A 21651-nucleotide genomic window follows, 5' to 3' on the forward strand; every position below is an offset into this window, starting at 1 on the left:
TCCCGCCGTACCCGATGCGCGGCTTGTTAAGGCAGGACCCAGCGCTGGTTCGCGCCCGCGAAGCAGTCCCAGATCTGCAGTCGAGCACCGTCGGCGCTGCTGTTGTCGCGCACGTCGAGGCACTTGTTGGACTGCGGGTTGCGCAGCGTCTGGTTGGACTGCGCCTGCCAGACCTGCGCGCCGGAGCCGTTGCAGTCCCAGAGCTGCACGTTGGCGCCGTTGGCGACCGAGCCGCTCGCGACGTCCATGCACTTGCCCAGCGCCCGCAACGTGCTGTCGCTCGACACCGTCCAGGTCTGCGCGTTGGTGTTGTTGCAGGTGTAGAGCTGGATCGCCGTGCCGTTGGCGGTGTTGGCCGCCGCGACGTCGACGCACTTGCCGGCCAGGCCGGTGATCCGCCCGGTGCGACCGGTCGGCGGCGGCGTAGTGCCACCGGTCGCGACCGTGTAGATCGCGCTGACCAGCGAGTTGGCGTTGTTCGGGTCCTGGGACAGCTCCCAGTTCATCATCCCGCCGGCGTTGGCCATGGCCCACTGCGTCTTGGCGCGGATCGTCGGCAGGCCGTTGTAGCACTGCTGCGCGCCGTTGATGGTCGCGCAGTCCTGGTTCGCCCACGCGGCGTTCTGGGCGATGATCTGGTTGTACGGGATGCCGCCGGGCCGGCTGTAGAACGGCACGCCGACGACCGCCTTGCTGGCCGGCAGGCCGCGCGCCTTCCAGCCGTTGATGTTGTCGATCGTCCACTGGTAGTTGGCGTGTGGCGTACCGCCGTCGTAGGTCATGATGTTGAGGAAGTCGACGTAGCCGAAGACGGCCGGCTGCACGCCCTGCGCCGTGCCGCCCCCGGAGACGACCGCCGCGGTCAGCAGCTTGCCCCGGCTGTGCATGGCCGTGCTGAGCTGCGACATCAGCGCCGTGAAGTTGTTGCCGCTCGTGCCCGGGTCCGGGTACTCCCAGTCGATGTCGACACCGTCCAGGTTGTACTGGTTGACCAGGTTCACGACGTTGTTGACGAACGTGGTGCGGGTGCCCGCGTTCCCGGCCATCTGCTCGAAGCCGGAGTCGTTGCCGTCGTTCCAGCCACCGATCGCGATGAGCACCTTGGTGTTGGCGGCGTGGCCGAGGCTGACGATCTGCTGGAGCTTGCTCGGGTTGTCGACGGCGGTCAGGCTGCCGTTCCCGTTGGGCAGCACGAACGCGTAGTTGACGTGGGTGAGCTTGCTGTACTGGATCGCGGTCGCGCTGCCGGCCCACGAGGGCATGTAGCCGACGCTCTTGAAGCCGTTGGGCAGGACGGCGGCCTGGGCGGGAGTGGGCGCGGCGAGGACGGCCAGCGTGCCGGCCGCGACCGCCGTGACGGCGGCGGACAGGGCAGCGGCGAATCTCTTGGTCATGGGTTTACCTCCATGAATGCCTCAGCGTTTGGTCCGGGAGAAACTGGGAGCCGCCGGGCGGCATGCCTCCGCGAACCCAACAAGCGGGTCCATTACGTTGTGAGATATGGGAAGGGTGGTCAAGCGGGCGTTCCGCTACCGCTTCTATCCCAGCGACGCGCAAGCGGCCGAGCTGGCTCGGACGTTTGGGTGCGTGCGCAAGGTTTACAACCTCGCTCTCGCTGCCCGAACCGAGGCGTGGACGGTCCGACAGGAACGCGTCAGCTACAACGCCACCTCGGCGTGGCTTACCGGTTGGAAGAAGAACGACGAACTCGCGTACCTCAACGAGGTTTCGTCCGTCCCCCTCCAGCAGGCGTTGCGGCACTTGCAGGCGGCGTTCGTCAGCTTCTGGTCCAAACGCGCCAGGTACCCGACGTTCAAGTCCAAACGCACGTCGCGTCGGTCCGCCGAATACACCCCCAGCGCGTTCCGCTACCGCAACGGCCAACTCACCCTCGCGAAGATGTTCGAACCACTCGCGATCGTGTGGTCGCGTCCGCTGCCGGTAGGCGCGTCGCCGTCGACCGTGACGGTGTCGCAGGATGCGGCAGGCCGCTGGTTCGTCTCGCTGCGCTGCGAGGACGTGATCCCGGAGACCACCGTCACCGGGGCCGTCGGTATCGACGCCGGGCTCGACAGTCTGCTGGTCCTCTCCACTGGGGAGAAGGTCACCAACCCGCGCCACGAGCGCCACGACCGCGAGGCCTTGGTGCGAGCGCAGCGAAACCTCTCGCGTAAAGCAAAGGGTTCCAACAATAGGGCGAAGGCACGGTTGAAGGTCGCCCGCGTCCACGTCCGGATCGCCGACCGACGCCGCGACCAACTGCACAAACTGACGACTCGACTCGTGCGCGAAAACCAAACGCTCGTGATCGAGGACCTGACCGTCCGCAACCTGGTCAAGAACCGGCGCCTTGCCCGGGCCATCAGCGACGCCGCATGGCGGCAGTTTCGGACCATGCTGGAATACAAATCCAACTGGCACGACCGAAACCTGATCATCGTTGATCGGTTCCCGTCGTCGAAGCTGTGCTCCGCTTGCGGCGCGCTCGTGGAAAAGATGCCTCCGCATGTGCGGGAATGGATCTGCCGGTGCGGCACGCACCACGACCGGGATTTGAACGCAGCACGCAGCATTTTGGCGGAGGGGCTCTCCGTGGCCGCCTGTGGAGCTGGCGTAAGACCTCACGGGCGCACGCCCGCACGAGGCAGCCGGTGTTGAAGCAGGAAAACCCAAGGGCGACCGAGGGAATCCCTGCCCTTCGGGGTGGTGGAGGAAGTCAAGGGCGGACCTTTCGAGGCACACAGCCTTGTACGTGGAGACGGACGGGGGTACGCGGATGTGCGGCGGGTGGTGGGTGGTCCCGCCGATGGGCCTCGAGGTGGCAAAAGCTTAGGAAACTTTACTATTGAAGTCAATGGATGTTCTGTTGCGTTGACTAGGCTGTCGTCCATGCTGGCTGCCGTGTATCGCGACCATGGGCCCGCCGCCGAGGTGCTGCGGATCGAGGAGCTCGACACCCCGAGTCCCGGGCCGGGCGAGGTGCGGGTGCGCGTCGCCTACTCGGGCGTCAACCCGACCGACTGGAAGACCCGCTCGGGCACCGTGGCCCAGCCGCGCGCGTCGCACCTCCAGGTGCCCAACCAGGACGGCTCGGGGGTCGTCGACGAGGTCGGCCCGGGCGTCGACCCGGCGCGGATCGGCCAGCGGGTGTGGCTCTACATGGCCGCCTACAAGCGGGTTCACGGCACCGCCGCGCAGTTCACCGTGATCCCGTCCGACCAGGCGATCCCGCTGCCCGACAACGCGTCGATGCGACTCGGTGCCAGCCTGGGCGTCCCGGCCGTGACCGCACACCGGTGCCTGTTCGCCGACGGCCCGCTCGACGGCCGCACCGTGCTGGTCGCCGGCGGTGCGGGCGCGGTCGGCCGGGCCGCGATCCAGTTGGCGCTGGCGGCCGGCGCGACCGTGATCAGCACGGTGTCCAGCGAGGCCAAGGCCGACCTGGCGCGCGAGGCGGGCGCCCGGCACGTGGTCGACTACCGGTCGCCGGACGCGGCCGAGCAGATCCGGGCGATCGCACCCGAGGGCGTCGACCGGATCATCGAGGTCGCCCCGGCCAGCAACCTGGCCCTCGACCTCGCCGTGGTCGCCCCGAACGCGATGATCGTCTGCTACGCGGCCGAGCCGCAGCCGCCGCAGATCGTGGTCCGCGAGCTGATGAACCGCAACCTGGTCCTGCGCTTCGTGCTGCTCTACACGATGCCGGACGAGGCGTTCCAGCAGGCGGCCGCGGACATCACCGCCGCGCTCACCGCCGGCCTGCTCACTCCCCCACCGATCACGGTCTTCCCGCTGTCGGAAACGGCGGCAGCCCACGACGCGGTCCAGGCCGGCGCGGTCGGAAAGGTCCTGATCGAGGTCGACCCATCGCTTTAAGGTGGTGCTGTGGCGTCTGAAAAGCTGGAGGTCGCCGGGCGCGAGGTGACGATCACCAACCCCGACCGGGTGGTGTTCCCCGCGGCCGGCCACACGAAGCTCGACCTGGTCCGCTACTACCTGACCGTGGCCGAGGGCGCGTTGCGTGGCGTCGGCGGGCGGCCGATGGTGCTCAAGCGCTTCGTCAAAGGCCTCGCCGAAGAGGCGATCTGGCAGAAGCGGGCGCCCACCAAGCGGCCGGACTGGATCGAGGTCGCCGAGCTCCACTACCGGTCCGGCACGTCGGCGGCCGAGACCGTGGTCCGCGACGCCGCCGCGCTGGCGTGGGTGGTCAACCTCGGCTGCATCGACCTCAACCCCCATCCGGTGCGCGCCGAGGACCTCGACCACCCCGACGAGCTGCGCGTCGACCTCGACCCGATGCCCGGCGTCGAGTGGGGGCAGATCGTCGACGTGGCCCTGGTCGCCCGCGAGGTGCTGGAGGAGCACGGCCTGACCGCCTGGCCGAAGACGTCGGGCTCGCGGGGCTTCCACATCTACGCGCGGATCGACCCGCACTGGAGCTACCGCGACGTGCGCCTGGCCGCCGAGACGGTGGCCCGCGAGGTCGAGCTCCGGGTGCCCGACCTGGCCACCGCACGCTGGTGGAAGGAGGAGCGGGAAGGCGTCTTCGTCGACTTCAACCAGAACGCCAAGGACAGAACGGTGGCCTCGGCTTATTCGGTGCGCCCCCGCCCTGATGCACGCGTCTCGACGCCACTCGACTGGTCCGAGGTCCCGGACTGCCGGCCCGCCGACTTCACGCTGACGACCGTGCTGGATCGGTGGGCGGAGCGCGGCGATCCGTGGACCGGCATCGAGGACGCCCGCGGGTCGCTGGAGCCGCTGCTCGACCTGGCGCGGCGGCTCGGGCCGGCCGAGAAGCCACCCAAGGGCGAGGGGCGTCGACTGCAGACCAGGCCGTTGATCGAGATCGCCCGCTCGAAGACCAAGGACGAGTCACTGGCCGCGCTGGACCGGTGGAAGGCCCGGCACGCGGCGATCGTCGGCTACCTCGAGCCGGCCGACGTGCTCGTCGACGGGATGCGGGGGCGCAGCTCGATCTGGTACCGCATCCGCGTCAACCTCCAACACATCCCCGAGGAGATGCGACCGGAGCAAGAGCCATTGGAAATCGACTACAACCCGTGGACCCCAGGATCAGGATCATAAATTCTGACTCGGGTCCGCGGTGGGCGCGACCGTTGCCCCGCCAGAGACCGCTCCGCTTCGCTCCGCTGCCAGGTCCGCGGTTGGTCAGTCGAACTGCTTCCAGTGGCCCTCCGAGATGACCTCGACCTTGCCGTCGACCACCTTGAGGGCGCTCTGGTCATCGAGGGCGTAGGACGGGTGGCCGATGCTGGCCGCCCAGCGCTCCGCTTCGGACAGGGCGTTGGACGGCCACTCGTCCAGGTGCGGGAAGATCGAGAAGTCGACGACTCCCAGGGTGTTGTCGTTGCCCGTCGGGGACTTCCACTGGACGAAGTCCTCGCCGATGCGGGGCGTCAGGACCATGCTGCCGGCGCTCAGGCCTACCCAGACCTTGTCGTCGAGTGACGGGATGAGGTCCGCCAGGCCTGACTCGCGTAGCCAGTGGGACAGGTAGAGCGCGTCGCCGCCGTTGACCAGCAGGACGTCGGCGTTCTGGACCCAGGAGACCCAGCGCTCCTTGTCGAGGCTCGGCAGCGCCGTCAGCTCCAGGACGCCGACGGACTTCCAGCCGAGCTCCGTCATGGGGCATTGGGGTTCCTGTCCACTCACGAACGACCACGCCCGGACCGGGCCCGCCATCGGGTGGCCGTAGCTCGCGGTGGGAATGCAGAGCGCATCGGACTCGGCGATCGGCTTGTCGAGCAGGTCGACCAGGGCGGTGTGGATGCTCGGGTTCTTGACGCCGGCGGACGTGAGTAGCAGCTTCATCGATGCCCCCGAAACTGGTTGCGGATTGAAAGCAAGCTAACACGACTGGTTGCGAAGTACCATCGGACAACAATGACTAACGACACCATGACTGAGGAACGTGGACCGGCGCACCGGTCGGGATGCCCGATCAACCTGTCGGTCGAGGTGCTCGGCGACCGGTGGTCGCTGGTCGTGCTGCGCGACGTGATGTTCGGCGACCGGCACTACTTCCGCGAGCTGCTGACCCAGTCGCAGGAGGGGATCGCGTCCAACATCCTCGCCGACCGCTTGCGGCGCCTCGTCGCCAACGGGCTGCTGTGGCGGGCCGGCGACGACAGCCACCGGCAGAAGATCCGCTACAGCCTCACCGAGGCCGGCGTGCAGCTCGTGCCGGTGATGGCGGCGCTCGGCTCTTGGGGCCGCCGGCACCTGCCCGCCAGCCACGAGCTCTCGGTGCGCGCCGAGCTGCTCGAACGCGGCGGCCCCGAGCTGTGGGACCGGTTCATGGACGAGCTGCGCGAGCAACACCTCGGCATCGCCCGGCCGCCGGGCACGCCGTCGGTGTTCGCCGAGCTCCAGGCGGCGTACGAGGCCGCGGTCAACGCCGCTTCGCCAGCGACTCCAGATAGGCGCTGATCGCGGCGCGGACCGCGGGGCTGTTCCACACCTCGATCACCTCGTCGGTGGAGCCGCCGGCCATCAACCGGCTCGCGTCGGCGCGCAGCGCGGCCTTGGTCATCGCGAAGCTGACCGCCGGAATGGCCGCGAACGCCTCCGCCCGGGCCAGCGCCGCGTCGAGCAACCCCTCCGGCGCCACCACCTCGTCGACCAGGCCGATCGCGAGCGCCTCGTCGGGCCGCAGGGTCCGCCCGGTGTTGACGAGCGCCGCCGTGCGCGGACCGACCACGTAGCGGATCGCCTCCAGCGCGGTCGCCGGGAACGGCACCCCGACGAGCAGCTCGGTCACGCCGATCGTGCCGGCGGACATGAACCGGTAGTCGCAGCCCGCGGCGATCACACACCCGCCGGCGATCGCGTGGCCGTTGACGGCGGCCACCACCGGGCGCGGGTGGTCGAACACCGCGCGGAAGGCACCGCCGAGGGCGAGCAGGAACTCCCGGGTGTACGTCTCGCCGCCCTCGTACAACCGCTTGAGGTCGACGCCGGCGGAGAACGCCCGCCCGGCGCCGGTGAGCACGACCGCGGGCGCGTCGACCAGGCCCGCGAGCGTCGACGTGAACTCCCGCAACGTGTCGAGGTCCAACACGTTGACAGGACCGTTCTCGAACCGGACAACCGAAACCGCACCGCGTTGCTCGACGCCGATCATCACAGGATCATCCCACGCGACCGGGTCCGGCGTCCGGCCCGCGAAGGACGGTCAGCTGGTGCCGCGCGGCACCGACTGGCGTGCCGCGAGCGCGGCACCGCGCGCGCCCGCCATGTCGAGGTCCGGGACGAGGGCGAACGTCGCCACCTGGCGCTGCTCGTCGCGCAGGTTGGTGTTCTTCTCGACCTGCTGCAGGAACCACTGCCCGAACGCCGCCGAGGCCTGCACGACGCCACCGCCGACGAAGTAGGCGTCCGGGTCGGTGAAGTTGGCGGCGATGGTGAACAGCCGGCCGATCGCCGCGGCCTGCTGCTCGAAGATCTTCACAGCCAGCGGGTCACCCGCCTCGCCCAGCCCGCGCACCAGCTTGGCGGCGGTGGCCACCGAGGCCTCCCCCGCGAGCGGGTGCTCGGGGTGCATGGCCAGCCAGTACGGCAGCAGGTTGCGCTCGATCCCGGTCAGCGAGGCGACGCTCTCCGCGTCGCCGAAGAAGCCGCAGTTGCAGCCTGGGACCGGCTGGTCGCCGTCGAGCAGGCCCTGCATCGGGATGTGCACGTGCCCGAGCTCGCCGGCCATGCCCGCCGCGCCGGAGACGATCCGCCCGGACTCGATGACGCCGCCGCCGAGCCCGGTGCCGACGATCGCCGACACCGACGATCGCGTGCTGCCGAGGAGTCCGAAGTGGACGTGGTGGGCGTACAGCGCGGCCGCGTTGCCGTCGTTGTTGTAGACGACCGGCAGCCCGAGCTTGTCCTCCAGCGCGCCCCGGACGTCGTACCCCCGCCAGGCCGGGTCGACGAAGTTGGTCGAGCCCTTGGTCGAGATCACGCCGGTGGCGCTGGCCGGGCCGGGGGTGTCCAGGCCGACGGAGCGCACCGCGGCCCGGGGCACACCGGTCTGGGTCAGCACGTTGTCGAACGCCTCGGCCAACGCCTCGACGGCGACGACCGGACCTTCCTTGACCCGGCTCGGGCTCTCCAGCAGCCCTTCCACCAGGAACTCGCCGGCCGAGTCGAGCACCGTCGCGTTGTTGGCATTGCCGCCGTTGTCGAGGCCGACCACCACCCAGCGATCACCCTCGAGCGCCCGCACGCTGTCGTTCATGAACCGATCCTGTCACGCTCTCGCGTTAGCCGCCGTCGTCCGGACGCCGGAGGCGCTTGGTCTCGCCGCGCCGCTTCTTCGCCGCGATCCGGCGTTCCTTGGCTCCCCGCGACGGCTTGGTCGCGCGCCGTGGTGGGGGCGGCGGCTCGATCGCGCGCGCGACCAGGACGGCCAGCCGTTCCAGGGCGGCCTCGCGGTTGCGGAGCTGGGCACGGTGCTCGGAGGCGGCGATGGTGAGCACGCCGTCGACCAGCCGGTTGCCCAGCCGTTCCAGGGCCCGCTCCTTGAGCACCGGGCCGAGAGCGGTGGTGGACGCGAGGTCCCAGGACAGCTCGACCCGCGAGTCGGCGGTGTTGACCCCTTGCCCGCCGGGGCCGGAGGAGCGGGAGAAGCGCCAACGCAGCTCGGCATCGGGAATCTCCACGCCGGGTCTGATCGTCAGTGGCGCCATGCCGCCCAGGATAGGTCCCGAACAGGTTTGACAGTACTTATATAAGTGCTGTTACATCTGGTCCGTGGACCTTCTCGACAGCAGTCACTGGGGACCGGTCTGGGCGCTCCTGCACGGGATGGACCGGGAGATCGCGGCGCTCTACAGCGAGGCCGGCATCGGCGACGTGCGCACCCGGTTCGTCGGCCCGATCATCCAGCTCTCCCGGCACGAGCCGCTGACCATCCAGGAACTGGCCGGCCGGATCTCCGTCACCCACTCCGCGATGAGCCAGACCGTGGCCGCCATGCGCCGGGCCGGGCTGGTCGACGACGCCTCCAACGTCGACGGGCGTACGCGGCGGATCCAGCTCTCCGACCGCGGCCGGGAGCTCGTGCCGTTCCTGGCGGCCGAGTGGCGGGCGACCGAGCGGACCGTCCGCGAGCTCGACGCCGAGGTCCCGTACGCGTTGACCGCCGTGGTCGAGGACCTCCGGCGGGCGCTGGAGCAGCGGTCGTTCCGGGACCGGCTGCGGGCCAACTTCTCGCTCGAGCAGCTCGAATGAGAGGCACCCTCGTCGACCTGCGTCCGCTGCGGGACCACCCGACCTTCCGCCGGCTCTGGCTGGGCCGCACGCTGTCCGGCTTCGGCGGCCAGTTCGGCGGCTTCGCCGTCGTCTTCTACGTCTGGGACCGCACCCACAACCCGGCCCTGGTCGGCCTGATCGGCCTGGTCACCGCGGTGCCCCTGGTCGTGGTCGCGCTGCTGGGCAGCGCCTTCGTCGACCACGTCGACCGGCGACGGCTGGCCGCCGGTGCGACCTGGGGACTGCTCGCGACCAGCCTGCTGATGGCGGTCACCACGGCCACGGCCAGCCCCGTCGGCGTACTGATGGCACTGGCCGCCGTCCACTCCGGACTGTCGGCGCTGGCGGCGCCGGCGCTGCGCGCGTTCACCCCGGTGCTGCTGCCGCAGTCGCGGCTCGCCGCCGGGCTGGCCCTCGACCACCTCTCGTTCCAGCTCGCCATGCTGCTCGGACCGGCGGCGGCGGGTTTGATGACCGCGTACGCCGGCACCACGGTCTGCTTCGTCATCGACGCCGTCTCGTTCGGCGCCGCGCTGGTCGGGATCGCCGGCCTGCCCCGGGTCACCGGCACGCCGGGCGGTGGGGCCGGGCTGCGCGCCGTGGCCGACGGGATCCGGTTCGCGGTGCGCACCCGGCCCGTGGCGGGCGCGCTGCTCGCCGACCTGTGCGCCACCCTGCTGGCGATGCCGGTCGCCGTGTTCCCGATGGTCAACCAGGAGAAGTTCGGTGGGTCGCCGGCGCGACTGGGCCTGTTCCTGACCGCGATCGGCGTCGGGGGCGCGATCGCGTCCGTGCTGTCCGGGCTGTCGACGCGGCGTACCCGACCAGGCCTGGTGCTGTTGGTCTGTGGCGGGGTCTGGGGCCTCGGGCTGGCCCTGGCCGGATTCGCCGGCACGCTGCCCGCGGTGCTCGGCTGCCTGGCGATCGCCGGCGCGGCCGACACGTGGGCGGTGGTCGCCCGGGGCACGGTGGTGCAGACGTCCACACCGGACGGTTACCTCGGCCGGGTGGCCGCCCTCGAACACGTCGTCGGCGTCGCGGGGCCCGAGGTGGGCAACCTGCGCGCGGGCCTGGTGGCGTCGGTGACCGGCGGCGGATTTGCGCTGGCGATCGGCGGGCTGAGCTGCGTGGTCGGCACCGTCTTGCTGGCCGCCCTCAGCCGGCCGCTGCGCACAGCAACTGTCCCAGGACCAGCGGCGGTTGTCCCGGTTGTCCCGTCAGCACCGTGAACCCGCGCAGCGCGGTGCACACGGCGTCGGTCAGCGCGGGATCGTCGAACACCGCGCCGGCGAGCACCACGATGTCGAGCCCGAGGTCGTCGGCACACCGGCGGGCCTGCCGGGCGACCAGGGTGGCGACCGTCGCCCGGACGCGCGCGGCGATCGTCTCGGCCGACGTGCCCCGCCGCACGTCGCCGACCACGGCCCGGACCAGGTCGCCAGGATCCAGACCGCGCATCGGGTACGGGTCGAAGGCCCCGTGCCCGGTCGTCGGCCCGTGCAACGCGGCGAGCGCGTCGAGGAGCAGGCCGAGACTGGACGTGGCGCCGCAGCCGTGGCCGGAGTCGAGTTGCCCGGCGAGCACTCGGCGCTCGCGGGTGGCGCAGGCGCGTACCGGCGGCAGGTCCAGGTCCCACGGCACGCCCGCGTGCCGGAGCTGGGCCAGCGCCGCATGGTGGGTGCGCCCGGCGGTGCGCACGTAGTCGAGGTGCGCCAGCCGGCGGAACTCCTTGTAGCCGGCGGCCAGCACCTCGCCGCCCCAGGTGGCTCCGTCCGGACCGTAGCCGCCGCGGTCGAAGGCGAACCCGATCACGTGCTCGTCGGGCCCGAGCCGGTGCGCGGCCATCACGGCGGCGACGAGGGCGTGATGCCGGACGACGGCCCGCACGGGCAGCCCGTTGCGCGCCGCCCACCGCCTGGCCGGATCGCCCGGGTATAGATCGACCGCGACGAGCTCGGGTTTGGCGCCGGACTCCGTCCGCAGGCCCGCGAGCGCATCGTCCAGGTCCTGGTCCTCGCTGGTCCACGCCTGCCGGCCCACGCCGAGCGCCGCCCGACCCGCACCCACGGCAAACGTCGGCGGCACTTCCCACGGCAGCGCGACCACCACACGCGAAATTCTCGCGGGCCGGGGCGAAGGAAGGTGCCCTTATTAACGCTTTCCGTTGTATAAGGGCGCCTTCCATTCGCGCTTGACTGAAGATCATCGTTCTCGCAGGATGCGTCGGTGACCGATCGCTGCCCGACCTGCAACATCCCGTTGGCCGTCGCCGAGGACGAGCCGCCGTGGTGCTCCCACTGCGAGTGGAACCTGGACACGCTCGCCCCGATCGAGGGGGCGACCTGGTTCTGGCGGTCGATCCGCACCCGCGACCACCGCGCGGGGTTCCGCTCCGACCGCCTGCTGGCGTCGGGAGCGGCGCGGGGTCGGCCATGGGTGTACGCGCTGCTGGTCGCGCTCTCCGTCGCGCTGGTGGCGGTGCCCGTGACCGCGTTCCTCGCGGGCCTCTGGCTCCTGATCGCCGGCCCGGTCGCGCTCGGGCTGCTGCTTCTTCTCGTCGCGTACGCGGTGCGTCCCCGGCTGGGGCGGGTCAAGAAGGTGCTCAAGGGGCACTACCGGGTCGACGCCGACCGCGCACCCGCGCTCTACGGCCTGATCGACCGGGTGGCGACCGCGGTCGACGCGCCTCGGCCCGACATCGTCGCCATCCAGCCCGCCTGGTGGAACGCCGGCACGACCGTGGCCGGCCTTCGGCAGCGCCGGATCCTCATGTTGGGCATTCCGCTGCTGGCCAGCCTCGACCGCGGTGAGTTCGTCGCGCTGCTCGGCCACGAGCTGGGCCATTTCGCCAACCGGGACTCGCGACGCTTCCTGCTGACGCTGCCGGCGCGGGTGACCTTCGGACACATCGCCCGCGCGCTGCGGCCGAGCCGGGTCTCCGGGGCCGAGCGGGACCTGCTGGGGCTGCAACTGATCGTTTTCGAGCTCTGGCGGCTGATCAGCGGCCTGCTGTCGTGGCTGTCGTTCGCGGTGCACGCGGCGATCCAGGCCGCCGGGTCACGCGAAGACCGGCACGCCGAGCAGCGGGCGGACCTGTTGGCCGTGAAGGCGGCCGGGCGCGCTTCGACGCTGGGACTGTTCGACGCTATGGCCGCGTTCCCGCTGTTCCACGGCGCGATCAGCGGCGTAGCTCGCAAGGGCTACGCGATGGCGGAGTGGCGGGCGCGGATCGCGCAGAACCGCGCGCGCAACGACGAGGGCCGCACCGCCGTGCTACGCCAGCTCACCATCCGCACCGAGGCGTCACTGTTCGCCAGCCACCCGTCAACGGGCCGGCGCCACCAGTACGTGTCGACGCTACCCAACTCCTACGCGACGGTGACGGTCACGGACACCGAGTGGACGACGATCGTACGCGAGGTAGCCCCGTACGCGGAGACGTTGCGAAACGACCTCGCGGAGCAGTACGAGATGTGAGCCCTGTCAGTAGGGCTCGGCGACCACGTCGCCGGCCGCGGCCGTAAGGCGCGTGCCGTCGGTGAGGATGACGTCGACGAGCCCGGCCGCGTCCGCGGCACTGACCCCGAACACCGGCGCGCCGGCCAGATCCGACTCGGGCGACCTGCGGTTGCGTGGCGGGCGATAGACCCAACGGATCTCACTCGCCACTCCGTTAGCGTTCATCGGCCCGGCCCCCCGTTCCCCACCGCGACCCCGTCGGAGACCGCGCCACCATTTGACCGGATTTTGCCGCCACCCACGAACCGGCGCGCCGGGCCGAACGGGTTGCCCACGAGACCGCCGTTCCGCAGGTCAGATTGTCGCTGCGGCTCGGATCAGCCCGGGACGGTGCCGCGGACGGTCCAGGCTCGGGCGGTGAGGCGGATCGAGCCGTCCGGAGCCGCCGGGAGGCGCGAGCGCAGCAGGTCGCGGAGGCGGTTGCGGTCGGTGGGCTCGAGTGAGGCGACGAAGCCCGGCGCCGGGCCCTGTCCACCGAGGAACGGGGTCCAGAAGTCGTCGAACCCCGTGAACGTCGTCGGGGTCGACACCGCGTCGACGGTCACGCCCTCCAGGCCCGCGCCCGTCCACAGTGTGCGGAGCGGATCCGGGCGGCACACGGCGGCGAACCTGTCGAGCTCGTCCGGCGCCGCCGGGTCGATCTTCGCTGCGGCCGCCCAGAAGTGGCGGAGCATCTCCATGCCGTCGCCGTAGTCCCAGACGTACGCGGCCACCGTGCCGCCCGGGGTCGTGACCCGGGCCAGCTCGGCCACGGCCCGGCGGGGCTCGGGCACGAAGTTGAGCGCCAGCCCACTGACCGCCAGGTCGGCCTCGCCGTCCGGCAGGGGCAGCGCCATCGCGTCACCCACCCGGAACCGCGCGCGCGGATCACCGACCCGGTCAGCGGCGGCGGTCACGAAGGCGGCCGAGCTGTCGACGCCGACGAGGTCCGCGGGTGCCGCCGCCGCGAGGATCGCGCCGCTCAACGCACCCGTGCCGCACCCGACGTCGACCCACCGCCGCCCGGCCGGCGCGGTCAGCCAGCGCAGGAACAGCGGCGCCACGCGACGGCTCCACCGGCCCATGTAGGCCTCGTAGGCGTCCCGCTCCGACCAGCGCTCCGGTACCACGCGGGCAACAGTATCCGCTGATTGCCATCGATCGACCCCCGTTCGGGTGAACGACTTTCGCATCCGTCACCCACCCGACTCATCCCGTCACACGAGGGTGTCCCGGGCACGTGCGACGCGGCGGGCCGCGACCGCGAGCCGCAGGGCCCGGCCGACCCGCAACCGGCGCGAGCTGTCGGTCGCCGCGATGAGCTCGGTCAACGCCGCCCGCTCACCCGGCGGCACGTACGCGAGGATGATCACCAGCGGCAACACGGCGGCGGCGAGCTCGACCACCACGACCACGCCGACGAACGCCCCGATCATCCCGACGAGCGCGATGTGCTCCACCCCGACCTCCTCAGGTTCCGCTCACGACGACCGCGAAGAGCACGACGACCGCCATCCCGACGGCGAAGGCGACACCCGCGATGGCAGCCAACGCGTGGACGATCGGCCCGATGGGCGCCAGTGCCCGCCGCACCGACCGCAGCGCCACGGCCGCGACGACCACCGCGAGGGCCAGGTAGGCGTACCGATGGTCGCTGAGCGAGGTCCAAAGATCCGCAAGACTCACGATGATCACCCCACATCGTCGGGTCGTACGTCAATGGATTCACTATTCATGATCAACATTCAAGGTCACATGCATAATTCAGCTGGCGCGAATTCAACCCACCGATCAAGGTCGAACCCCACGTCAAGTGCCATATAGCTGAGTGCGAGTGTCCAAAGTGCCCGCTAGCCAACGGGGAACTGCCGGCCAGCAGCATTGCAGAAACACCTCAAATGGATGACAATTCAGCGTGGGAAGTTGACGTCACAAAAGATCCTGAATCAAGATGCGGTTTCGTGAATACGCCCAGCGTCGACGCGGTTGGTGTCGCGTCAAACCAAGCTCCTCCGGCTGCCATGAACCTTCGGACCATCGCCGCGCAGTGCGCTTCCGGCACATGTCCCACTGTCTATGACAGCGGGCGCGGCACGATCGTGGTCCAGGGCTATCTGGTGTCCGGCGACCATGCGGGCGTCACCCTCCCGGACGGCGAGCAACTCGTCGAGATCCCGGTCGAACTACTGGTGAATGCCGCGCGAAGCCTTTCGTGATCACCTACTAGCCGCACGGAGAGGGGGCGCCGATGGTCACCAACCTAGGCGCTCCCGACGACAACGCCAGCGCGCTCGGCGCGCGCTTGGCGCGGTTGAGAAGAGCGCAGAACCTCACCGGTCGCCAGCTGGGCAGGATCGTCGGCCTCAGCCAACCGAAGATCTCCAGACTGGAGAACGGCGTCGGCCCGGCCGACACCGCTGACGTGGAGCGGATCGCACGGGCCCTCGGCGCGCCCGACGACATCGTCGCCGAGCTCGTCGAGCTGGCCGAGCTGTCCCATGAGCGGATGACCGACTGGCGACCGCTCGGCCCGTCACTCGCGCACCGGCAGCGCAGCGCCGGAGCGATCGAGGCCGACGTGCGCGTGCTGCGCGTCTTCCAGCCGCTGGTGATCCCCGGACTGCTGCAGTCCAGCGACTACGCGCGAGCCGTGCTCGCACCCTTTCAACACCTGATCTTCTCGACCGGCGAGGCCGCCGCCCGCGTCGCCGTGCCGGAGGCGGTGTCCGCCCGGATCGCACGCCAGGAGATCCTCGTCGACCCGGCCCGAACCTTTCACTTCCTCATGCTGGAACACGTCCTCACCGACAGCGTCTGCGGGCCGGAGTTCATGTCGGCACAGATCGAGCGGCTTCGGGAGATCGCGAAGCAGGAGAACGTCACGGTCGGCGTGATCCCGGACGGCACCCGCATTCTGCCGCCGCCGCTGAACGGCTTCGAACTGGCCGACGCGGATCTGGTGACCGTCGACCTGCTGAACACCGCGCTGACCTCCCGCGGCCGGACGGACGTGGCCGTCTACGGGCAGATCTTCGACGAGTACGCCGAGCTGGCCACCACCGACATCGACGCGATCCTGGACCACCACATGGACGTGCACTCGCGAGCCCTCCAGGCGCGACAACGGCACTGAGGCCCGGCTCGACACCTCGCCCTTGCCTGGCGACGGAAATCTTCCTACCGTCAGAATATGGCCGAACACTCTCAGTCACGTGCGCCGACCCCTACCGTGATCGCCACGTTGTGCACCACCGGGACCTGTCCGACCGTCTACCAGACGCCGGACGGCACCTACCTCGTGCAAGGACGACCCGTCGAGCCGGCGAGCGTCGGGATCGACGTGCCCGCCGACGAAGCCCTGGTCGAGATCCCCGAATCGCTTGTGGACCTGCTCCGCGCGGGCGGGCGCCGGATCGAGTGACCCGACGCCCGCCTTGAAGCCTTACGCCGGTTCGATCCAGATGTTGCGGTAGCGCACCGGGTTCGTGTGGTCCTGTAGGCGGATCGGGCCGAAGGTGTTGGCCTCCGCCGCTCCCCCGCCCGTCGGGCCGTTGACGGCCACGTTGTTGTGGACCGTCACCCCGTTCCAGACCACGGTCATCCGGGCGTCCTCGGTCTTCGTCGTGCCGTTGAAGCGGGCCGCTCGGAAGGTGACCTCGTACGTCTGCCAGGTCTCGGGCGCGGTCGCGGCGTTCACGTCCGCCGCCTTCTTCTGGTAGATCGAGGCCGCTTCGTCGTTGCCCAGGGACGTGTCTCCGTACGAGTCCAGGACCTGCAGCTCGTACCGGTCCTGTTGGTAGACACCGCTGTTCGCGCGGGCCTGGCCCGTCACCTCCGGTCCGTACAGCGGCAGCCAGAACTCGACGTGCAGCTTGTAGTCGCCGTAGCTCTGCCGCGTCCGGATGTCACCGCCGTTGACCTGCATGCCGCCGCCCGTGATGGTCCACGTCGGGTTGCTGCCGTTGGTGTGCGCCCAGTTCGCGGTCATCGACGCCGCGGTGCCGTCGAACAGGACCGTCCGGGTGGGACCAGAGCCCCCTGAGCCGTACACCTCGAACTCGTAGATCCGCGCCGCCCCGTTTCCGTCGCTCGCCGGGGTCTGCACGTTGAGCCGCACATAGCGCGCCTGCACCGCGGTGAAGTTGTGTGTCGTCGTCGCCGCCGTGTTGGCCGTGACCGTGGCCACTGTGGACCAAGAGGTGCCGTTCGTCGACACCTGCAGGTTGAAGTCCCGCGTGTTCCACGACGCGTTCTCGCCGCCGGTCGCCGCGTGCTTGAGCACCACCCGACTCACCGTCGTCGCGGCACCCAGGTCGACCTGCATCCACTTGGTCGAACCGAGCGAGCACCACTTGTCGGTGTTGCCTCCCGTCGTGCTGCCGTTGACCGCCTTGGCCGAACCCTCGTTGGCGTTGCAGGAACTGTCCGATGTGGCCGGCTTGTTGAGCGCCAGGTTGACGGCCGCCGGGCCACCGGTGACCGAGATGTTGTCCAGGTTGACGTTGCCGATGTCGCCGGCGTCGTACCGGTAGGAGATGGTGTTCGTGCCCGCGTTCAGCGTCACCGCCTCGGTCTTCGTCGCCCACGTGTCCCAGTTGTTGGTGAACGGCAACTGGGTCTGGCGCAGCTTGGTGCCGTTGACATACAGCGACACCGTCTTCGTACCCGTGCCGCCGTTGGGTCCGTTGGAGTACCGCAGGTTCACGTCATAGGAACCCGTGGAGGCCGCGGACACCGTGAACGTCGTGGTCGCGCCCTGGGTGCCGTAGCCGGCCACGAAGCCCGAACCGGTGTAGTTGAGGTGGTCGTTCATCACCACAGCGCCGCCGGACAGCGCCGCCGACTCCGCCTCCAGCACGCCCGGCTGTTGCGGGCCGCCGATCAGCGAGTTGAGCGTGTACCAGGCCTCCGTGCTCCACAGCTCCTGGCCGTTGGTGGCGGTGAACGAGCGCGGCGAGCGCAGGTGGACCACCCGACCGGCCTGCAGACCGTTGATCTTCAGGGTGACCTTGCGGCCGTCGGCGGACGCGGTCGCGGACGTGACCGACAGCGTCTGCTCGTCGACCTTCGGACCGCCGTAGTTCTGCGTCGGCACGTACCGCCACTGCTTCACCTGGTACTTGGTGGCCAGGCCCGCGATCGTGGCGGCCGACAGCGGCTGCGTGTACTCCACCTCGAAACCGCCGCTGATCGCGCGCACGGCGAGCATGTCGAACACGTTGCCACCGTTGGGCGTCAGCTTCTGCAGGCCGTACTTCAGCTTGCCCGCCTGACCCCAGTTGCCGTCGGCGCCGAGGCCACCGACGTAGATGGCGCCGTTCGGGCCGATCGACGTGCGCAGCACGCCCATCTCCAGGCCCTGGGTGTGCCGGAACAGCGCGCCCTGGTACTCGCCGTTGATCTTCTCCAGGTACGCCCGTTGCAGGCCGCCGTAGGTCACGTCACCGATCAACATCTGCCCCGCGTACGTGCCGGACGGGATCATGACAGGCGTGCTCGGCGAGTTGGCGATCTCGTTCTGCGGCATCCACAGCACCGGCTGCGTCACCGGCTGGCTCTGGAACGGCCCGGGCGGGTTCATGTAGAGGTTGAAGAACCGGTCCTGCTTGATGTGCACGAGCTTCGACGACGGCAGCCAGTCGCCCTGGTTGTCGGTGACGAAGATGCCACCTTCAGGACCCCAACCGATGCCATCGGGGGTACGCAGGCCGCCGGCGACGTAGTGCACCGCGCCCGTGTTCTTGTCGACCCGGATCGTGGAACCCCGGTTGGCGGCCGGCTGCGGGTTCGTGGTCGCGCCGCCGTAGTTGATCGAGATCGACAGGTTCAGGTAGAAGTACGGCGCCTGGTAGAGCAGCCCGAACGCGAACTCGTGGAAGTTGCCACCCCACGGCCACGTCGCCACCTGGCGGTAGTTGTCGGTCACCCAGTCGCCGTTGGTGTCGTTGAGCTCGACGAGCCGGTGCTTCTCCGACACGTACAGCTTGCCGTCGACGTATTTGATGCCCATCGGTTCGCGCAACCCGGTGGCGATCCGTTGGTACGTCACCTGCGACGGCTGCGTCGCGGTCTGCACATTGGACAGCAGGTAGACCTCGCCGAGCACGTTGTCCGTGCCGCCCCAGGTCGTGATCGCCATCCGGCCGTCGGGCAGCCAGTCCATAGCGGACACCTGCGGCTCGAACCCGGTCGGGCGCAGGTTGGTCAGCGTGTAGTTGGGGTTCACCGAGGTCAGCGGCAGGCCGTCGCCGGGCGAGTCGGTCACGCCCTCGCACTCCTTGCGGCCCGGGGCGGTAACCCGGACCACGCCGGCGTCGGTGGACAGCACGCTGTTGGGCACGAGCACGAAGGTCGAGGATCCCGGCGTACGCCAGTCCAGCGTGATCTGCTGGTCGACGCTGCGCTCGAAGTGGTCGATCCGCAGCGAGTGGTAGCCGGTGGTGAGGCTGATCGTGCCTTCCTTGGGCGGCTGGGCGCTGTGCAGGCCGTCGTGGTCGATGACCACGGTGTTGTCGATCAGCAGCCGCGAGCCGTCGTCGCTGGTGAGCCGGAAGGTGTAGCTGCCGGCCGTGGCGATGTTGATATTGCCGATCACCTGGGTGACGAAGTTGTCGCTGAACCCGCCGAAGTCGGCGGTCGTCGTCCAGTTGATCGTGGGCATGAGCTTGTCCACGTTGGGCGTCTGGCTGGGCTTGAGGTCACAGATCTCGTTGAGCGGCACCTGTACGTCGAAGACGCGCAGGGTGACGCCGGGCTCTTGCGGCGGCGGAGCCGCCTGCGCCGCGACCGGCGCGACCAGGACACTGCCGAACAGCAGGCCCGCGGCGGCGAGTATGGACAGGGGACGGCGTAAGCCAGGACGTCTGAGGTCCTCAGATGCCGTGCCGCTACCGCGGCACAGCGTCTTCCGGTTGTTGCTCATTGTTCCTCCGGGACGGTAGAGGACGAGCGAATCGACGCGGGTCACCGCGTTGCGCACACGGTAGGGGTCTTCCAGGGCACGTGTCCATATCTAAACTTCGATGGGACAGAACTTCCGTCTTAACGAGCAGAAGTAGCACCGATGCCATCGAAAGGGTTGCCGACGGTCACCCATTCAGGGATATTCATCGATATGCGCCCAGCCCGGATCCTCGCCGCCGTCGCGGCGCTCGCCCTGTTCCTGCCGGCCACCGCCGCCGCGGCTGCGCCCGGCCTCGCCGCCTACCGCAGCCTGCCCGGGACCGCCTGGTGGAGCGACGGGCACGGCACGCACGTCGCGGTGGACGACACCGTCCCGGCGACGACCGTTTCCGGTCTCCGCGCGGCCCTCGGTGGCCGGGGACAGGTCGTCCACGAGAAGGGTGTTCTGCGCAGACACATCGCCGGCGCGGACCCGTTCTTCCAGGCGGGCGGCTTCCGGTGCCTGGTCGGGTTCAACGCCCGCGCCGGCAGCACGTTCTACTTCCTGACCTCGCGGCACTGCGTCGGCGCGGTCGGCAGCACCGTGTACGCCGACGCGTCGGCCACCGTGCCGCTCGGCGTGGTCACCACCGTGACCCCGGGCTGGGACACCGCGCTGGTCCGCTACACCAACACCACGATCGCCAAGCCGAGCGCGGTCAACATCTATCCGGGCCTGGCCCCGATCACCAGCTTCGGCACGCGGGCCGTCGGCACGCGGGTCACCCGCAGTGGCCCGAGCGGCGTCCGGTCCGGCACGATCACCGCGCTGAACGTGACCGTCAACTACGCCGACGGGTCCGTGACCGGGCTGATCCGGACGACCATCTGCAGCCAGCCCGGCGACAGCGGCGGACCGCTGTTCGCCGGGACGACCGGCGTCGGCATCACCTCCGGCGGCAGCGGCTCGTGCACGACCGGGGGCGTCAGCTACTACTCCCCGACGGTGCGGGCCGGCTCCGCGTACGGGGTCGGCCCGTACTAGGCGGCGTTGTCCAGAAGCTCGCGCTGTTCGGGCGTGAGCGTGATCGACATCGCCGCGATCGCCTCGTCGAGCTGATCCACCGTGCTCGGGCCGACGATCGGCATCACCGGCGGGTGGTCACCGGTCATCCAGGCCAGCACCACGTGGTTGCGGGTGGTGCCGAGCTCGGACGCCACGGTGTCCAGGGCGGCCAGGCGGGCGACGGTGCCCGGGTGGTCGTACTCCGGCGCCAACGGCTTGTCCGCCCGGGTGTAGGCACCGCTCAGCAGCGGCGTGTAGGCCCAGACGGCGATGTCGTCGTGGCTCTCCACATAGGAGCGCAGCTCGTCCTCGTAGAAGCCGAACCGGTGCACCACCGTCGGCCTCGTGCCGGGTCGCGGCCGCAGGTAGGTGTGGTGCTGCTGCACCGCGGTGTAGCCGACCACGCCCGCGTCCGCCGCCGCCCGGCGTGACCGTTCCAGGCGCCAGGCCGCGAAGTTGGAGCAGCCGAGCCGCTTGACCAGGCCGGCGTTGACGAGCTCGCCGAAGGCGCCGACCGTCTCCTCGACCGGCGTACGGCGGAAGTCCTTGTGCGCCCAGTACAGCTCGACCCGGTCGGTGCCGAGCCGGCGCAGGCTCTGCTCGATGCCGGCCTTGATCGTCGGTGCGGCCAGCCCCTCGGCCGTCTCCGGGAAGCGACCGGCCTCGAGCGGCTCGCAGCCGACCTTGGTGCTGATCGCCACCCGGTCGCGCACCCCGGGCCGGCGGGCGAGCCAGCGGCCGAGCAGCGTCTCGCTCTGGCCGCCGAAGCCGCTGGGGTCGGCCCAGAAGGCATAGCAGTTGGCCGTGTCGATCCAGGTGCCGCCCGCGTCGACGAAACGGTCGAGGATCGCGAACGCGCGCCGCTCGTCGACGGTGGTGCCGAACATCATCGCTCCGAGTACCAGGTTCTCCATCATGCTGTCGACGGTAGTGAGGAT

At 70.0% G+C, this 21651-nt stretch carries 23 protein-coding genes; 11 read left to right on the forward strand and 12 right to left on the reverse strand.

Annotated elements, in window-relative coordinates; translation table 11 throughout:
- Positions 1 to 26: 26 nt before the first annotated feature.
- Positions 27 to 1394, reverse strand: coding sequence for a glycosyl hydrolase family 18 protein (locus CHC05_RS31655; protein ID WP_089254295.1), 1368 nt, complete (start codon positions 1392 to 1394; stop codon positions 27 to 29).
- Positions 1395 to 1500: 106 nt separating this feature from the next.
- On the opposite strand from CHC05_RS31655, the gene CHC05_RS31660 reads away from it, so the two are divergent.
- The 3 genes from CHC05_RS31660 to CHC05_RS31670 all read left to right on the forward strand — a co-directional run bounded on the left by CHC05_RS31660 (position 1501) and on the right by CHC05_RS31670 (position 5088).
- A complete protein-coding gene (locus CHC05_RS31660) occupies positions 1501 to 2658 on the forward strand; it encodes an RNA-guided endonuclease InsQ/TnpB family protein (protein ID WP_089254296.1) in 1158 nt (385 codons plus the stop codon).
- Between the two features lie 231 nt (positions 2659 to 2889).
- Positions 2890 to 3876 carry an NADPH:quinone reductase gene (locus CHC05_RS31665; protein ID WP_089254297.1) on the forward strand — a complete coding sequence of 329 codons (987 nt, stop codon included), beginning with the start codon at positions 2890 to 2892 and terminating at the stop codon, positions 3874 to 3876.
- A gap of 9 nt (positions 3877 to 3885) precedes the next feature.
- Positions 3886 to 5088 carry a DNA polymerase domain-containing protein gene (locus CHC05_RS31670; protein WP_089254298.1) on the forward strand — a complete coding sequence of 401 codons (1203 nt, stop codon included), beginning with the start codon at positions 3886 to 3888 and terminating at the stop codon, positions 5086 to 5088.
- A gap of 84 nt (positions 5089 to 5172) precedes the next feature.
- Here CHC05_RS31670 and CHC05_RS31675 read toward each other — a convergent pair whose 3' ends face one another.
- Complete coding sequence (locus CHC05_RS31675) at positions 5173 to 5835, reverse strand: Type 1 glutamine amidotransferase-like domain-containing protein (RefSeq protein WP_089254299.1); 663 nt, start codon at positions 5833 to 5835, stop codon at positions 5173 to 5175.
- Positions 5836 to 5922: 87 nt separating this feature from the next.
- On the opposite strand from CHC05_RS31675, the gene CHC05_RS31680 reads away from it, so the two are divergent.
- On the forward strand, positions 5923 to 6453 hold the full coding sequence (locus CHC05_RS31680) for a winged helix-turn-helix transcriptional regulator (protein ID WP_089254300.1): 531 nt from the start codon (positions 5923 to 5925) through the stop codon (positions 6451 to 6453).
- Here the strand turns inward: CHC05_RS31680 and CHC05_RS31685 are convergent.
- From CHC05_RS31685 to arfB, 3 genes are read right to left on the reverse strand one after another with little or no spacing between them, the layout of a single operon-like run.
- The gene (locus tag CHC05_RS31685) at positions 6416 to 7147 is read right to left on the reverse strand and encodes an enoyl-CoA hydratase/isomerase family protein (protein ID WP_089254301.1); all 732 of its coding nucleotides are present in this window, start codon (positions 7145 to 7147) and stop codon (positions 6416 to 6418) included. The two genes, CHC05_RS31680 and CHC05_RS31685, sit on opposite strands and share 38 nt — an antisense overlap.
- A 51-nt stretch (positions 7148 to 7198) precedes the next feature.
- The gene (locus CHC05_RS31690; protein ID WP_089254302.1) at positions 7199 to 8251 is read right to left on the reverse strand and encodes an ROK family protein; all 1053 of its coding nucleotides are present in this window, start codon (positions 8249 to 8251) and stop codon (positions 7199 to 7201) included.
- A gap of 25 nt (positions 8252 to 8276) precedes the next feature.
- Entirely contained in the window at positions 8277 to 8702 is a 426-nt protein-coding gene (gene arfB, locus CHC05_RS31695; RefSeq protein WP_089254303.1) for an alternative ribosome rescue aminoacyl-tRNA hydrolase ArfB, read from the reverse strand.
- Between the two features lie 64 nt (positions 8703 to 8766).
- Between arfB and CHC05_RS31700 the strand changes: the two genes are divergently transcribed.
- Together CHC05_RS31700 and CHC05_RS31705 are read left to right on the forward strand one after the other, a co-directional pair.
- On the forward strand, positions 8767 to 9246 hold the full coding sequence (locus CHC05_RS31700) for a MarR family winged helix-turn-helix transcriptional regulator (protein ID WP_245871310.1): 480 nt from the start codon (positions 8767 to 8769) through the stop codon (positions 9244 to 9246).
- A complete protein-coding gene (locus tag CHC05_RS31705) occupies positions 9243 to 10496 on the forward strand; it encodes an MFS transporter (RefSeq protein ID WP_089254304.1) in 1254 nt (417 codons plus the stop codon). The genes CHC05_RS31700 and CHC05_RS31705 overlap by 4 nt, the downstream gene beginning before the upstream one ends.
- Here CHC05_RS31705 and CHC05_RS31710 read toward each other — a convergent pair.
- Positions 10423 to 11376 carry a Kae1-like domain-containing protein gene (locus tag CHC05_RS31710; protein ID WP_089254305.1) on the reverse strand — a complete coding sequence of 318 codons (954 nt, stop codon included), beginning with the start codon at positions 11374 to 11376 and terminating at the stop codon, positions 10423 to 10425. The two genes, CHC05_RS31705 and CHC05_RS31710, sit on opposite strands and share 74 nt — an antisense overlap.
- Positions 11377 to 11493: 117 nt before the next feature.
- Here CHC05_RS31710 and CHC05_RS31715 point away from each other — a divergent pair, with 117 nt between their 5' ends.
- Positions 11494 to 12744 carry a M48 family metalloprotease gene (locus CHC05_RS31715; protein WP_089254306.1) on the forward strand — a complete coding sequence of 417 codons (1251 nt, stop codon included), beginning with the start codon at positions 11494 to 11496 and terminating at the stop codon, positions 12742 to 12744.
- 6 nt (positions 12745 to 12750) lie between these two features.
- On the opposite strand, the gene CHC05_RS31720 is transcribed toward CHC05_RS31715, so the two are convergent.
- The 4 genes from CHC05_RS31720 to CHC05_RS31735 form a co-directional block, all read right to left on the reverse strand.
- The gene (locus CHC05_RS31720) at positions 12751 to 12936 is read right to left on the reverse strand and encodes a hypothetical protein (protein WP_089254307.1); all 186 of its coding nucleotides are present in this window, start codon (positions 12934 to 12936) and stop codon (positions 12751 to 12753) included.
- 167 nt (positions 12937 to 13103) lie between these two features.
- Positions 13104 to 13895: a class I SAM-dependent methyltransferase gene (locus CHC05_RS31725; protein ID WP_245871311.1), complete on the reverse strand. Its 792-nt coding sequence runs from the start codon at positions 13893 to 13895 to the stop codon at positions 13104 to 13106.
- Positions 13896 to 13982: 87 nt separating this feature from the next.
- Entirely contained in the window at positions 13983 to 14225 is a 243-nt protein-coding gene (locus CHC05_RS31730; protein ID WP_089254308.1) for a hypothetical protein, read from the reverse strand.
- 10 nt (positions 14226 to 14235) lie between these two features.
- Positions 14236 to 14451 carry a hypothetical protein gene (locus CHC05_RS31735; protein ID WP_144022865.1) on the reverse strand — a complete coding sequence of 72 codons (216 nt, stop codon included), beginning with the start codon at positions 14449 to 14451 and terminating at the stop codon, positions 14236 to 14238.
- Between the two features lie 275 nt (positions 14452 to 14726).
- Between CHC05_RS31735 and CHC05_RS31740 the strand changes: the two genes are divergently transcribed.
- The 3 genes from CHC05_RS31740 to CHC05_RS31750 are packed head-to-tail and all read left to right on the forward strand — an operon-like array spanning position 14727 to position 16186.
- Positions 14727 to 14981, forward strand: coding sequence for a hypothetical protein (locus CHC05_RS31740; protein ID WP_245871312.1), 255 nt, complete (start codon positions 14727 to 14729; stop codon positions 14979 to 14981).
- 32 nt (positions 14982 to 15013) lie between these two features.
- Positions 15014 to 15898, forward strand: coding sequence for a helix-turn-helix domain-containing protein (locus CHC05_RS31745; protein ID WP_089254311.1), 885 nt, complete (start codon positions 15014 to 15016; stop codon positions 15896 to 15898).
- A gap of 57 nt (positions 15899 to 15955) precedes the next feature.
- A complete protein-coding gene (locus CHC05_RS31750) occupies positions 15956 to 16186 on the forward strand; it encodes a hypothetical protein (protein ID WP_245871313.1) in 231 nt (76 codons plus the stop codon).
- A 21-nt stretch (positions 16187 to 16207) separates the two neighbouring features.
- Here the strand turns inward: CHC05_RS31750 and CHC05_RS31755 are convergent, their stop codons facing one another.
- Positions 16208 to 19687 carry a 3-keto-alpha-glucoside-1,2-lyase-like domain-containing protein gene (locus CHC05_RS31755; RefSeq protein WP_089254312.1) on the reverse strand — a complete coding sequence of 1160 codons (3480 nt, stop codon included), beginning with the start codon at positions 19685 to 19687 and terminating at the stop codon, positions 16208 to 16210.
- 192 nt (positions 19688 to 19879) lie between these two features.
- Between CHC05_RS31755 and CHC05_RS31760 the strand changes: the two genes are divergently transcribed.
- The gene (locus tag CHC05_RS31760; RefSeq protein WP_089254313.1) at positions 19880 to 20692 is read left to right on the forward strand and encodes a S1 family peptidase; all 813 of its coding nucleotides are present in this window, start codon (positions 19880 to 19882) and stop codon (positions 20690 to 20692) included.
- Here CHC05_RS31760 and CHC05_RS31765 read toward each other — a convergent pair.
- On the reverse strand, positions 20689 to 21630 hold the full coding sequence (locus CHC05_RS31765) for an aldo/keto reductase (RefSeq protein ID WP_089254314.1): 942 nt from the start codon (positions 21628 to 21630) through the stop codon (positions 20689 to 20691). The genes CHC05_RS31760 and CHC05_RS31765 overlap by 4 nt on opposite strands.
- Positions 21631 to 21651 lie beyond the last annotated feature (21 nt).

The sequence above is a fragment of the Asanoa hainanensis genome (assembly GCF_900188485.1).
In the GTDB taxonomy this organism is placed as follows: domain Bacteria; phylum Actinomycetota; class Actinomycetes; order Mycobacteriales; family Micromonosporaceae; genus Asanoa; species Asanoa hainanensis.

What these genes read in the sequence shown, in the direction of transcription:
- CHC05_RS31745 (WP_089254311.1), top strand. Translation starts at nt 15,014, where the DNA reads ATGGTCACCAACCTAGGCGCTCCCGACGACAACGCCAGCGCGCTCGGC.
- CHC05_RS31765 (WP_089254314.1), bottom strand. Translation starts at nt 21,630, where the DNA reads ATGATGGAGAACCTGGTACTCGGAGCGATGATGTTCGGCACCACCGTC.
- arfB (WP_089254303.1), bottom strand. Translation starts at nt 8,702, where the DNA reads ATGGCGCCACTGACGATCAGACCCGGCGTGGAGATTCCCGATGCCGAG.
- CHC05_RS31680 (WP_089254300.1), top strand. Translation starts at nt 5,923, where the DNA reads ATGACTGAGGAACGTGGACCGGCGCACCGGTCGGGATGCCCGATCAAC.
- CHC05_RS31690 (WP_089254302.1), bottom strand. Translation starts at nt 8,251, where the DNA reads ATGAACGACAGCGTGCGGGCGCTCGAGGGTGATCGCTGGGTGGTGGTC.
- CHC05_RS31760 (WP_089254313.1), top strand. Translation starts at nt 19,880, where the DNA reads ATGCGCCCAGCCCGGATCCTCGCCGCCGTCGCGGCGCTCGCCCTGTTC.
- CHC05_RS31750 (WP_245871313.1), top strand. Translation starts at nt 15,956, where the DNA reads ATGGCCGAACACTCTCAGTCACGTGCGCCGACCCCTACCGTGATCGCC.
- CHC05_RS31675 (WP_089254299.1), bottom strand. Translation starts at nt 5,835, where the DNA reads ATGAAGCTGCTACTCACGTCCGCCGGCGTCAAGAACCCGAGCATCCAC.
- CHC05_RS31665 (WP_089254297.1), top strand. Translation starts at nt 2,890, where the DNA reads ATGCTGGCTGCCGTGTATCGCGACCATGGGCCCGCCGCCGAGGTGCTG.
- CHC05_RS31655 (WP_089254295.1), bottom strand. Translation starts at nt 1,394, where the DNA reads ATGACCAAGAGATTCGCCGCTGCCCTGTCCGCCGCCGTCACGGCGGTC.
- CHC05_RS31685 (WP_089254301.1), bottom strand. Translation starts at nt 7,147, where the DNA reads ATGATCGGCGTCGAGCAACGCGGTGCGGTTTCGGTTGTCCGGTTCGAG.
- CHC05_RS31660 (WP_089254296.1), top strand. Translation starts at nt 1,501, where the DNA reads ATGGGAAGGGTGGTCAAGCGGGCGTTCCGCTACCGCTTCTATCCCAGC.
- CHC05_RS31755 (WP_089254312.1), bottom strand. Translation starts at nt 19,687, where the DNA reads ATGAGCAACAACCGGAAGACGCTGTGCCGCGGTAGCGGCACGGCATCT.
- CHC05_RS31705 (WP_089254304.1), top strand. Translation starts at nt 9,243, where the DNA reads ATGAGAGGCACCCTCGTCGACCTGCGTCCGCTGCGGGACCACCCGACC.